Annotated in this window: 7 protein-coding genes; 2 read left to right on the forward strand and 5 right to left on the reverse strand. The window is 72.3% G+C overall.

The features are described 5' to 3' along the window. Positions 1 to 139: 139 nt before the first annotated feature. Positions 140 to 2080 (forward strand): helicase HerA-like domain-containing protein, encoded by a 1941-nt coding sequence (locus E6C64_RS04050; RefSeq protein ID WP_136426298.1) that lies wholly within the window; start codon positions 140 to 142, stop codon positions 2078 to 2080. Between the two features lie 13 nt (positions 2081 to 2093). Here E6C64_RS04050 and E6C64_RS04055 read toward each other — a convergent pair whose 3' ends face one another. Next, a complete protein-coding gene (locus E6C64_RS04055; RefSeq protein ID WP_136426299.1) occupies positions 2094 to 3155 on the reverse strand; it encodes a LysR family transcriptional regulator in 1062 nt (353 codons plus the stop codon). A 186-nt stretch (positions 3156 to 3341) separates the two neighbouring features. Here E6C64_RS04055 and E6C64_RS04060 point away from each other — a divergent pair, with 186 nt between their 5' ends. Next, entirely contained in the window at positions 3342 to 3755 is a 414-nt protein-coding gene (locus tag E6C64_RS04060; RefSeq protein WP_136426416.1) for a DUF5997 family protein, read from the forward strand. A gap of 42 nt (positions 3756 to 3797) precedes the next feature. Here the strand turns inward: E6C64_RS04060 and E6C64_RS04065 are convergent, their stop codons facing one another. From E6C64_RS04065 to E6C64_RS04080, 4 genes are all read right to left on the reverse strand, one after another. Continuing rightward, positions 3798 to 6641, reverse strand: coding sequence for a proline dehydrogenase family protein (locus E6C64_RS04065; protein WP_136426300.1), 2844 nt, complete (start codon positions 6639 to 6641; stop codon positions 3798 to 3800). Beyond that, positions 6638 to 9688 carry an FtsX-like permease family protein gene (locus E6C64_RS04070; RefSeq protein ID WP_136426301.1) on the reverse strand — a complete coding sequence of 1017 codons (3051 nt, stop codon included), beginning with the start codon at positions 9686 to 9688 and terminating at the stop codon, positions 6638 to 6640. Before E6C64_RS04070 ends, E6C64_RS04065 begins: the two co-directional genes overlap by 4 nt. Positions 9689 to 9760: 72 nt before the next feature. Beyond that, on the reverse strand, positions 9761 to 10912 hold the full coding sequence (locus E6C64_RS04075; RefSeq protein ID WP_136426302.1) for an epoxide hydrolase family protein: 1152 nt from the start codon (positions 10910 to 10912) through the stop codon (positions 9761 to 9763). A 298-nt stretch (positions 10913 to 11210) separates the two neighbouring features. Then, positions 11211 to 12989 carry a carbohydrate-binding domain-containing protein gene (locus tag E6C64_RS04080; protein ID WP_136426303.1) on the reverse strand — a complete coding sequence of 593 codons (1779 nt, stop codon included), beginning with the start codon at positions 12987 to 12989 and terminating at the stop codon, positions 11211 to 11213. Between the last annotated feature and the right edge of the window lie 2 nt (positions 12990 to 12991).

Genomic DNA, 12991 nt, shown 5'->3' on the forward strand with positions numbered 1-12991 from the left:
ACGGATCAGGAGATGTTGCGCGGATCCGGGAGGAACGCGGATTCGGGGGCGTGGATGTCGCGAGCCGCCCAGTTCTGCTGCATCGGAGGCGCCCCCGTACCGGATCCGTGCACACCCCGACGGGAATAGGATCCAGGCCATGAGCGACCCCCAGCCCGACCCGGTACGCGCAGCGCAGGCCGAGGCGGAGGCCGCACTGGCGGCCGCACTGAAGGCCCAGGCCGATGCGGAGGCCGCCGTCGCCAGAGCCCGCGAGCTTGCCACCGCCGCCGCGACCGCCGCAGCGACGGCGACCGTGGCAGTGGGCGCCGGGACGCAGGCACCGACAGCGACACCGACAGTGACACCGAGCGCTCAGCCAGCGCCGGCACAGTCCGCGCCGCCCACGCCGTCGGCCGCCGCACCCACCGGCAAGCCGGGCCCCCTGACCGCCGAGCGGGTCGAGGCGATCCGGGCGGGCTACGCCTTCGACGGACCCGCGCTCGAGATGGGCGCGCTGGTCAACGGCGACGCCCTCCCCGACGTGCCGGTCCGGATCCCCATCGCGATGACCAACCGCCACGGCCTCGTCGCCGGCGCGACCGGCACCGGCAAGACGCGCACCCTGCAGGTGCTCGCCGAGCAGCTCTCCAGCCACGGCGTCCCCGTCTTCGCCGCCGACATCAAGGGCGACCTCTCCGGGGTCGCCACCGCCGGCGCCCCGAGCGACAAGCTGCTCGCCCGCACGAGAGGCATCGGCCAGGACTGGACCGGCGACTCCTTCCCGACGGAGTACTTCTCGCTCGGCGGACGCGGCAAGGGCGTGCCGATCCGCGCCACGGTGGCCGGCTTCGGCCCGCTCCTGCTCAGCAAGGTGCTCGGCCTCAACGACACCCAGGAGTCGAGCCTCGGCCTCGTCTTCCACTACGCCGACTCCGCCGGACTGCCACTGCTCGACCTCACCGACCTCCGCGCCGTGCTGAGCTACCTCACGAGCGACGAGGGCAAGGCCGAGCTCGCCACCCTCGGCGGGCTCTCCAGCGCCACCGTCGGCGTGATCCTCCGCGAGCTCATCACCTTCGCCGACCAGGGTGCCGACGTGTTCTTCGGCGAGCCCGAGATCGACACCGCCGAGTTCCTCAAGGTTGATGCGGACGGCAAGGGCGTCATCAGCCTGCTCGAGGTGCCCGGGGTGCAGAGTCAGCCCGCGCTCTACTCGACGTTCCTGATGTGGCTGCTCGCCGACCTGTTCAACGACCTGCCGGAGGTCGGCGACCTCGACAAGCCCAAGCTGGTCTTCTTCTTCGACGAGGCGCACCTGCTGTTCGCCGGCGCCTCGAAGGACTTCCTCACCTCGATCACCCAGACGGTCCGCCTGATCCGGTCCAAGGGCGTCGGCATCTTCTTCATCACCCAGACCCCGAAGGACGTGCCGAGCGATGTGCTGGCCCAGCTCGGCTCACGGGTGCAGCACCAGCTGCGCGCCTTCACACCCGACGACGCCAAGGCGCTGCGGGCCAGCGTCTCGACCTTCCCCAACTCGGGCTACGACCTCGAGGAGGTCCTCACCACCCTCGGCACGGGCGAGGCGATCGTCACCGTCATGAACGAGCGAGGAGCCCCGAGCCCGGTCGCCTGGACCCGCCTGCGCGCGCCCCAGGGGTCGATGTCGCCCACGCCCGACGCGCAGATCGACGCCGCCGTAGCTGCGTCTCCGTTGCTCGCGAAGTACGGGACGGCGCTGGATCGGGATTCCGCGCGGGAGATCCTCACTGCCAAGCTCGAGAAGGCCCACGAGGCGGCCGCCGCCGAGCAGGCGGCGATCGATCGGGCCAAGGCGGATGCTGCGCTCGCAAAGCAGCGGGACACCCTGGAGAAGCAACGCGCCAAGGAGAAGAAGCAGCGCCAGGCGGAATGGGAGCGCGAGATGAGGCGCGGCCAGACCACCAGCCGCACGACCGGACGCACCCGGACCACCTCGGCCTCGTCGCGCTCGCGCACTCAGAAGTCGCCGATCGAGGAGATCCTCCGCTCGCCCGTCACCAAGACGATCCTGACCGGCGTAGTCGAGGGCATCTTCGGCACCCGCCGCCGCCGCTGATCAGGCGGGCGAGTCAGCGGCGCTTGCGGCGCGCGGCGTGGGAGGACGCGCTGCGCTGACGGACGGCCGGAGCCTTCTTGCGCTCGGTCGGTGGCGTGGGTTCGGCCCGCGAGCTGCGCTCCGTCCGTCCGCGGACGATGCCGACGAACTGCTCGGTCTCGCGGGAGTCGTCGTCGGCGCGCCAGGCGATCGCCACCGTGCTCTGGGGGGCTCCGGTCAGCGGGCGCGCGATGACGTCCTTCCGGCCGAAGGTGCGCACGATGGATGCCGGCAGCACCGCGATCCCCGCCCCTGTCGCCACGACCTCGATGAGCTGCGCAGGCGTCAGCCCGAGAAGCTGGTCGCGCTGCTCGGGCGTTCCAGGATTCTTGGCGATCTCCGACCAGCCCGGGAGGGATTGGGGCGGGCTGAGCAGGCGCTCGTCGACGAGGTCGGTCAGCTCCAGGACGTCCGCCGCCTCGATCAGGTGGCCCTTCGCCGCGATGACGACGGAATCCTCGGAGTAGAGCGGGATGCTGTGCAGTCGCACCTCGGAGTCGCGCGTCCCGCCGGCGACGATCGGCAGGCGGACGAAGGCGCATGCGGCGGTGCCGTCGCGAACCGCGTGGGCCTGGGCGGCGTCGTCGACGAGCATCACGGCGACCGGGTGCGCCGGATTGCGCTCATCCCATCGCGTGGTCCACTTCGAGACGGTGACACCGGCGACAAGGGTGATCGGGAACGGCGCGGTCTCGAGCGCCTGCGCGTGCTCGACCGCTTCGGCCGCAGAGGCGGCGGCCTGGGCCTCGGCCTCCGCCACGCGGATGCGAGCGGCACCGAGCAGCGCTCGACCTGCCTCGGTCAGCGCGGTGCCGCCTACCTCGCGATCGAACAGCGCAGGACCGCTCTCCAGCGCGAGCATCGCCGCGCTGAGCTTCTGGCGAGCGATGCCCAGCTCGGCCGCGGCCTTGCTGAACGAGGGCGACTCCGTGACGGCGATGAACCAGCGGAGGGTCTGCGGATCGGCCCGCGGATCATCCCGCGGATCATCGTCGGCATCGATTCCCGCGGCCTCGCTCATCGTGATCCGATCCACCCGGCCGAGGCTCGGAAGCCCTGGGGGCGGAGGATCCGCACCGCCTTCAGGGTATCCGCCCGGCTATGGCCGCCTCGCGCCCGGGCCCGGCGGTACGCTTCCGGGATGAGCTCCACAGCCCCCGAGTCCGCACCGGAACCCGCCGACAAGCCGCAGAAGACGACGAAGTCGAAGTCGTCCCAGACGATGAAGCCGGCGACGGCGGCGAAGAAGCTCGGCATCCTGGCCGATGCGGCGCCCGAGGAGTTCCGCAACGGCGTCATCTCCCGCGACACCCTCGCCGAGCTGTCGGCGGACCCTCCCCAGTGGCTGCTCGACCTGCGCGCGAACGGCCCGCACCCCCGCCAGGTGGTCGCGGCCAAGCTCGGCGTCTCCACATCGGGCCTCGCCCGAGCGGGCGTGAACGATCCGCTGACCACCGCCGAGATCAGCGACCTGCTCACCAACCGGCCGAAGTGGCTCGTCACCGAGCGCGCGACTCAGGCCGGCGTGCGCCAGGAGAAGGAGCGGATCAGCAACGAGCGCCGCGGCGCCGAAGCGCTTGCCGGCGAGGACGGCGACGATGCCGACATGATCGACGGCCAGCACAGCGACGACTGAACCCGTCCGCCGACACGTCGTGCTTCGTCCTCGGAGTCCGGTTCAGTCGGCCGCGCCCATGGTCGGATCGGGCGGCCCTCCTGGTCGAGCCTGCCGACGTCCTGCGGTCCATGCGGCGATCGCGACGGTCGCTCCGACGAGCAGCGCGAAGCCGCCGACCATCGCGGCGGTGACGGACGGGTCGAGTGCGATCGCCGGCTCGTCGACGCCCCCCGTGAACAGTCGCAGGCCGACCCGCGGGAGCACCAGGTAGGGCAGCGCCACCCCGGTGAGCACGCCGGTGAGCAGTCCGATAGCGACCGACGGGCCGACCTCCCAGGCCGCGAGCGCTCCCGCGGCGGTTCGGGGAGCTCCGAAGGCGCCGACGATCCACGACACCCGGCGACGCGCGCCGGCACCCAGCGCGAGCGTCATCACCACGGCCGCCGCGCACAGCAGGCCCGCTCCCAGCGCGGCGGACAGCACGGCCGTCTGCAGGGCCGCGACGAGCGGACTCCCCCGGCGAGCCGCAGTCAGCTCCGCGGGGTAGCTGACCGTTGCATTCGGCCGCGCGTCGGCGATCGCAGCGAGCAGGTCGCCATCCACGGCCCTATCGGTACCGCCATCCGCGTCGGTCCGCCGGAGGAGGACACGGTCGGAATTGCGGACCTGGCCGAGGATCGCGTCCGCATTGACGGCGTCGACGAGGATCCACGTCTCGTTCGAGGTGAGCGGGGAGACGCCGGGCACGACCCCGAGCACGTCGAGCGTCCGGCCGCCGAGAGCGAGGGGCGCGTCGCCCACGAGATCCGCCGCTCGATCGGACAGCAGCACCGGCACGGCCTGCTCGGCCCCCGCCGGGATCGCGAGCGGAGCGGGCAGTCCGACCGCGCCGGGCACACCCCGCTGCACGCGCTGCAGCTCTGCGACGGGCACCACCAGCACGGTGATCCTCTCGGTCGACTGTCCGACCGCGAGCTCCTGGCTCCGCACGGATGCCACCCCGGCGGCGGAGGCCACGCCGGGAAGCTCGGCGAGCTCGGCCACGCCGTCAGGGGTGATGGCCGGCTCCGCTACGGCGATGTCCGCGCCGACGGTCGCCCGGGCCTCCTCGTCGATGCCCGACTCGAGAGTGGAGAGCAGGGCGCCGGAGAACAGCGCCACCGAGATGCCCATCACCAGCGCCGCGAGTCCGGCCGACACGGCGACCGATCCGCGGACCGCTCGGGCCGCGCCGAGCAGTCCGAACAGCCCACGACGGCGACGGCCCGCCCGCAGAAGCCCGCCGAGCAGCGCCGGACCGATTCCCAGTGCGAGGACTACGGCGACCGAGGCGAGCGAGACGGGCAGCACCGCGAGCAGCGGATCGAGCGTCGGCGAGCTGCCGGACACCGGCGATCCGGTCAGGCCGGTGAGCACGAGCAGCAGCACGGCCAGCAGCACGATGGCGACCTCGACGAGCACCCGACCCCGCGCCCCTCTCGACGAGCCCGCCACCGTCGATATCGGCAGAACCGCGGCCGAGCCCAGGCAGGTGACCAGCGCCACCGCGAGGGCGATGCCCGCGGCGATACCGGCGACCGGACCGATGTGCTCGACCGGCACGCCGCCGAGCACCTCGCCCAGCACCTCCGCGCCGGCTCCGACGGACGGAGCCGCGCGGGCGGCGAACGAGTCGCCGAACAGCGCGCCCGCCACGACACCCACGACGGTGGCCGGCAGCACCCAGAGCGCGATCGCTCCCGCCACCGTCCCGCGGATGCGCAGCAGACTGCCTCCGCGCGCGCGCAGCAGAGCTATAGACGGTGCGAGTCGGACGCCGAGCAGCCGGGCGGCGAGGAACAGCGCGGCGAGAGCGGCGGCGAATGGCCCCGATCCGAGCAGGGCCAGCGCATCGGCCGTGACCGCGTTCCGGGCGAGCGAGCGGTCGAAGAGGTCGGCGGCATCCGTCGAGAAGCGCAGCTGCCGCACCGTCGAGGAGTCGAGCTCCTCCGTCGCGGGGGCGATCTGCCAGGCCTGACCGGTGAAGCGGCGAATATCCCGTTGGATCGCCGGGACCGCGTCGGTGGTGATCCGACTCCGGTCGATCCCGAACCAGACGCTCGTGGAGGCGACACCGGCGAAGGTCGGCATGACGGGCCAGGACGAGGCATCAACGTACCCCTGGGCGATGACGATCGTGCCGCCGTCCGGCGACAGTCGGAAGGACGGCTCCAGCACGCTCGACGTGTTCGTCCAGTAGGGGTCGGCCGCATCCCGTGCCTGGAAGATGCCGGACAGTCGGACCGTGGTGGGGATCCCGCCGAGCTCGGACAGGCTGCGCACGTCGCCGATCTGCCATCGCGCCGCGTTCGCCGATGCGACCGAGAGCACGATGTCCACTCCCTCGCTTGTGGTGAAGGGCGCGGGCCACTCGCCATCGACCAGCTCGACCCGCTGATCGAGCCGCGGGTCGACGCCGAGGGCCAGCTCGGTCGGCACTGCGGGCCGCGCCCCGGGGAGGATCGCGGCGGCCACCTCGGGGAAGACGGTCGTCTGTTCGACTTCATCGGTCACCTGACGGAGTGCAGACGGCATCGAGTCGCGGATCTCGGCCAGCCGATCCTGCTGGTCTCCCCACACGGCATCCACCGCGGGTGCCAGTCCGCTGGCCTCGGGATCGGCGGACGGGCCGGACTGCGGACCGCCGAGAGCCGTCGCGGTGAGCTGTCGCTCGGCCGGTGCCGCATCGGTGTCGAGGTCGTAGCGCACGGCGGCGGTCATGGCCGAGCCGACGACGAGGACGCCCGCGGTCGCTGCTGCCGAGGCGACGAGGGCGAGCAGGGCGATGGCCACGAGCGGTCCCGCCGCGCGTCTGCTGATCCGTCGGGCGAGCGAGAGGGATCCGAAGGAGGAGGCGCCGCTCATGATGGACCCGCCGTGGCCGGCCGCCCGCGCCGACCACCTCGCGCCGATGATGGGGCGTCCCCCGACTGCAGGACGATGATCAGCGCGGTCAGCACGACGAGGAGGAGGACGCCGGCGAGGCCGGACGCGGCGAAGGACACCGACCCGGGCAGCGCGGTGACGGGAACCGCCAATCGCGCGATCACCGGCCCGCAGATCGCGGCGGCCGCGGCGCCCGCGATCGATCCTGCGAGCAGGCCGTAGCCGGTCACGACGGCGATCAGGGCCGCACTCGACCGTCGCTCCGACCGGTGGCTGCGGCCCAGGGCGACGAGGATCCGACCCTCCTCTGCTGAGCGGCGTGCGCGGATGCGGGTCGCCGCGCCGAAGCCGACGCCGCCGATCGCACCTGCCGCGAGCATCCCGATGAGCAGCACGTCGAGCGTCGGATCGAGGACCGCCCCGACCGACGCCGTGCGGCGCGTCACGACGTCGACGGGCTGATCTGCGCTGCGCACGATCGCGCCGGCCACGGCGTCGGGGCTGTCGGTGCCGACCCAGACCTCCGCGGCCTGGAGGATCGGCCCGGTGGCGGCGAGCATGGCCGCATCGAGGGTGGGGAGGTCGACGAGTGCGGCACGCGGACTCGACGTCCCGGGGATCTGATCGGCGAGGGCCTCGACACGCGCGGGGATGCGTGCGCCGGTGCTGAGCGCGACCTCGAAGCCGTCTCCCACTCGCAGCCCGGCGCGCGCTGCGGCGGCTCGGCTCAGTCGGACCGGCAGCTCGGCGACTGCGGATGAGAGGACGAGCGCCCGGGCAGAGGGTCTCGGGGAGGAGAGGTGGACCGCGCCGATCTCGCCGACGGCGAGATCGGAGGAGGTCAGCGTCACCTCGACCGGCGCCGCGCCCGGGGACGCCTGCAGCTCGGCATCGAGCGCGAGCAGGCGCCAGTGCGGGGATGCCGCCGGAAGGGGCGCCGAGAGCTCGACTCCGGCCGTCCGGGTCAGGGACAGCACGGCGGCGCCGAGCGGCACCCGGGCGAGCGCCCCGTCGTCGTCCGCCAGCCAGGCCGAGATGGCCACCGCGCCGGGGCGCTCGGCAGGCGCGTCGGTGCGCACCAGGATCCGGAGCTCGGTCAGCGGCGTGCCGGCATCCAGCGCGCGGAGACCGCTGCCGGAAGCCGGAGCGCGTGCGGGCAGGGCCATGAGCTGCAAGGTGTCGGGCCCCACCGTCGCGGTCGTGGAGAGGGCGATGGTGGCGGAGCGCACGCCGTCGAGCTCGCCCGCGGCTCCCGCGGTGATCGGCCGGCTGCGATCCGACACCGTGCCCTGGACCGCGTAGGAGGCGCGGACATCGGCGCCGGCCAGCGCATCCGCGGTGCGGGTGTCCAGTGACACCGCCGTTCCGATGATGCCGGCGCCCATCGTCATCGCGCCCGAGCTGAGCGCCGCGATCAACAGGATCGCCGGGAACGCCCCCGCCTGACGAGCGATCAGGCGTGCAGCGGTCACCACATCGAGACCCCGTGCCCCCGCTGCACGACGTGCGACGGCCGCCGCCAGCGGGCGGACCGCGATGATCAGCAGCAGGATCCCCGCGACGGCTGCCAGCACCGGAGCGCCCGCCGCCACCGCGCCCGCCGCATCCCGTCCTGCGCCGACCAGCTGGGCGACCGCGACACCGGCCACGAGCACGGCGAGCGCGGTGGCGATGGCGAGTCCGCGGCCTGCGGGCACGCCCCGTGCGGCACCCGTCGAGCGCGACCACCAGCCAGCCCCCGTCGAGGCCACCACCACCACGACGCTGAGCACACCGATCGCCGCGGACAGTCCGATCGACAGTCCCAGCGCCGATCCCAGCGACGAATCCAGCGCGGACGACGACGGATCGGAGTGCGCGGTCCCCAGCATGGCTGCGGCCGCCGGCACTCCCAGGACTCCGCCGAGCAGGCCGCCGACGGCGGCGCTGGGCAGACAGACGACGGCCGCTTCCAGGACCGCGGCGGCGAGCAGCTGGCGCGACGAGGCGCCCCGGGCGCGCACGACGACGGCCTCCGTGGAGCGCGACGACGCGAGGAGTCCGCCCAGCTGGACCAGGGCGGCGATCGCCAACGCAGCGACGAGGGCCAGCGGGATGCCGGAGATGCCGCGGGCACCGGCAAGAGCCTGACCGGTCGCGGCTGCGCTGTCGGCGAGCCCGCCGTCGACGCTCACCCCACCCACCCCGATGCCGCCGCTTCGATCGATGTCCTCCGAGATTCCATCGGCGTCGGACGCACGCGCGAGCCGATCGATGGCGCCGGGCTCGATGGCGTCGATCCGCGGTGCGACGACCCACCGCACGGTGGCGGGAACGGGAACCGTCACGAGGTCGTTCTCCTCGAGGATCACCGGACCGACGCCGTCGAGCGTCGAGCCCGATGCCGGAGCCGGATCGCCGTGCCAGCGACTCGCCGCCGGGTCACGCGGCTCCCAGAGCGCGCTGACCAGCAGGCTGACGGATCGGGAGGAGATCGCGACGACCAGCGGATCGCCCACCCCGATGCCGAGCAGCTCGGCCGCATCCGCCTGGACCGCCGCGGCCAGGGGCCCCGGCACGGTCGACTGCTCGACCGCCGGCCACTCCCCCGAGACGACCCGCGCCGCGGAGAGCAGATCGGGATCGGCTTCGAGCAGCACGCGGGGCGCGGCTGGATCAACGGAACCGGTCCCGTTTCCCCCAGAGATCAGATCGGCGGGCGGGACCGACACGGTGCGCGTGATCTGGATCGGGATGCCGGCGAACCTCTGCGCGAAGACCGATCGCATGGCCGCGTCCTGGGCGGAGCCATCGGCGGCGAGTCCCGTCTGGACCGCCAATGACGCCTGGGAGGCGGGCGCATCGCGGAGCAGCTCGCGGCCCCCGACGGCCGACGCGAGATCGAGACCGATCGACGTGATCACTCCGGTGATGCAGACGATGAGCACGACCGCGGCGATGCCGAGCTGCGCGGCGAGCTGAGTTCGGAAGCGGCGAGCCAGCAGGCGGATGGCCCCGGGACCTCCCGTCCGCTGCACCTCGCTCATCTGGCGAGGCTATCCGTCCGTCGCGCTCCCGCTGCGACGACGACGAGGCGGCGGCCCTCGGCGCTGCTCGCGCTACCGGTAGGGCCGGAAGAATTCGCGCAGCTCCTGCGCGTAGACCTCGGGCTCTTCGAACGCGGCGAAGTGTCCGCCCCGATCGAATTCGGTGACCCGGACGGTGTCGGCGGTCCGGTCGAGCCACTGCCGTGGCGGGCGCAGGATGTCTGCGGGGAACAGCGCGAATCCCGACGGCACCTCCACCCGTCGCAGCAGCTGCTCGACTGGGATCTGCGCGTTCGCGTTGTACATCCGCATCGAGGACCCGATCGTGCGGGTGAGCCAGTAGATCGTGACGTTCGTCAGGATCTCGTCCTTGGAGTAGCGGCTCTCGATGTCCCCGTGGCAGTCGCTCCACGAACGCAGCTTCTCGACGATCCATGCCGCGAGACCGACCGGCGAATCGGTCAGCCCGAAGGCCGCGGTCTGCGGCTTGGAGCGATGCATCGCGGCATACGCACCCTCGGATGCCGACCAGGCCCCCACGTCCGCGAACCACGCCTGCTCCTCCGGGGAGAAGGCGGAGCGATCGGCGGCGAGCGGCGGCAGGCCCCCATCCGTCCGGTGCACCGCCACGACGCTGTCCGAGTGATCGAGCCCCAGGAATCGGCTGACGCCGCTTCCGATGTCGCCGCCGGCCGCGCCGAACCGGGAGTACCCGAGCCGGTTCGCCAGCCGGGTCCACATGCCCGCGACCCCGATGGAGTCGAGCGGAGCTCCGGTCGGACGGTCGGAGTACCCGAAGCCGGGCATGTCGGGCACGATCACGTCGAAGGCATCGTCGGCATCCCCGCCATGGGCGACCGGATCGGTCAGCAGCGGTATGACCTTGGAATAGCGCCAGAACGAGTCGGGCCATCCGTGGCTGAGCATCAGGACGAGCGGCGCTCGCGTGGGTGCGACGGCCCGGGCATGCACGAAATGGATGCCGAGGCCGTCGATCACTGTGCGGAAGCGGGGCAGCCGAGCGAGGAGCGCCTCCTGGGCCGGCCAGTCGAACTCCTCGATCCAGTAGTCGACGAGTTCCCGGAGATAGTCGAGGTCGGCGCCCAGCCCCCAGCCTGCGTCCTCGGGCGCGTCGGGCCACCGGGTGGCCCGCAGACGCGACCGCAGATCGTCGAGTTCGGAGGCGTCGGCCTGCGGCTGGAAGTGCTCGATCGAGTCGTTCACAGGGATCACCCTAGATCGGGCCGCCGACACGATTCGGGCTACGCTCGAACCGACGAGCCGTCCGGCTCCAGAAGGCGGTCGCACCGTGGCAGACAAGTCCCAGAACCAGAAGTCGACCGGCAAGACTGCCGCCTCGAAGACTCCCAAGGAGAAGAAGGCCGCCAAGCGCGACAAGGCCGACGCCAAGCGCCGCGCCGAGTAGGTCGCCTCACCGACTGGATGACAGCGAGCTGCCCAGTTATGCCGCTCCGGAGGCTCCGGATGCGGCAGAACTGGGCAGCTCGTGCAGTCGGTACGGTCAGCGACCGGGGCCGCCGCCACCGTTTCCGCCTCCGCCCATTCCGCCACCTGCGGCGGCTGTGCCCTCCGTGACGGTGGCGGCCGTCGTGCCGTCGACGACGACCGTGTAGCTGCCGCCGTCCGCAAGGCCCGCGGACGAGTAGACAAGCGATGAGAACGACTTCTCGGCGGTGTACTCGTCGAGCACCGTGCCGTCCGCGGCCACGATCTGCACCGCGTCTCCCGCTGAGCCGCTGGCGGTCGCGGAGATCCACGACTGGGCGGACGAGGAGTCGGGCGATACCGCCATGCCCGAGCTTCCGATGGCGAGGACGGTGCCACCCGACACCGTGAGGGTGCCGTTGACGTCGAGCGCCCCGTTGCCGCTGCCGGTGGGACCGTAGACGGTGAGGGTTCCGCCGCTGACGACCGCGGAGCCGTTCGAGTCGAGTCCGTCGCCTTCCGCGTGGATGGTGACGTCGCCGCCCGAGATGGTGACCAGCTCGCCGCTGTCGCCCTGGCCGCCTCCTCCCATGCCGCCGGCGTCCGTCGACGTCGTGGTGCTCGCCGAGCCGTTGATGCCGTCGTCATCGGAGGTCACGTCGACCGTCCCCGCGGAGACCGTGATGTCGCCCGACTCGATGCCCTCGTAGGACTGCTCGATGGTGACGCCGCCGCCGTCGAGCAGGATGGCCACATCGGCATGGATGCCGTCGTCGCCGCTGGAGGCCGTCTGGGTGCCACCCGAGATGTGCACGACGCCGTTGGAGTTGATGGCGTCGTCGGCGGAGCTGGAGATGAGCTCGCCGCCCTCGATGACGAGGTAGACGCCCGCCTTGACGGCCTTGGCCGAGGCGTCGTCAGCGAGAGCGGCGTCCGCTCCACCGCCGGCGGTGATGTCGAGGGCGCCTCCGGTGATCACCAGGTCGGTCTTCGCCGCCACTCCGTCTCCGGCCGCTTCGATGCTGATGTCGCCGCCGGTGAGCTCGATCCAGCCGCGCGTGGCCTCCTGGTCGTTGTCCGACTTCAGTCCGTCGCCTCCCGCATCGACGGAGATGGTGCCTCCCTCGACCGTCAGCGAATCCTTGCCGCGGAGGCCGTCGTCGGCTGCGGTCACGGTGATGTCGCCGGAGAGGATGACCAGGTCGTCCTCGCTCGTGATGCCGTCGTTGCCGTTTCCGGTGACCGCGAGAGAGCCGGTGCCCGAGATGGTGAGGTCGGCCTCGCTGAACAGGGCCGCGTTGACGTCCGCGTCCTCCGCGTAGCTCGAGGTGTCGCTCAGGCTGTTGGCCGAGCCGGCGGCCAGGTAGACCGCGACGTCGTCGGCCGAGGTGATGGAGATCGCCGCGGACGAGCTGCTCGCGATGTCGGCGCCGTCGAGCACGAGGGCGACGAGGTCGCTCTCCCCCGCCGCGACGACGACCTGCCCGTCGAGGTCGCCGCTGATCACGTAGGTGCCGGCCGCGGTGATGGTGACGGTCGATCCGTCGACGGTCGCACCCTCGCCGGTGATCGTCGCCGAGGTCCCGGTCAGCGCGATGGTGGTCGCGCCGTCGGTGCTCCACTCGTCGTCGTTGGTGGTGGTGGCGTCCTCGTTCTCCGCCATCACCTGCTCTGCGGTGGCCGACGCGGTCACGTCACCGGCGGCGACGACGGTGCTGGTCTCGTCGCTGGTGGTCTCGGCGCTCGTGCTTCCTGTGCTGGTCGCCACGGCGGTGCATCCGGCGAGGAGGCCTCCGGTGGCGATGATGGCGGCGGCGGTGAGCGCCGCTCTGGTGGATCCTGGTCGAGCAAGCATGG

It is taken from the genome of Naasia lichenicola (assembly GCF_004801885.1).
In the GTDB taxonomy this organism is placed as follows: Bacteria; Actinomycetota; Actinomycetes; order Actinomycetales; family Microbacteriaceae; genus Naasia; species Naasia lichenicola.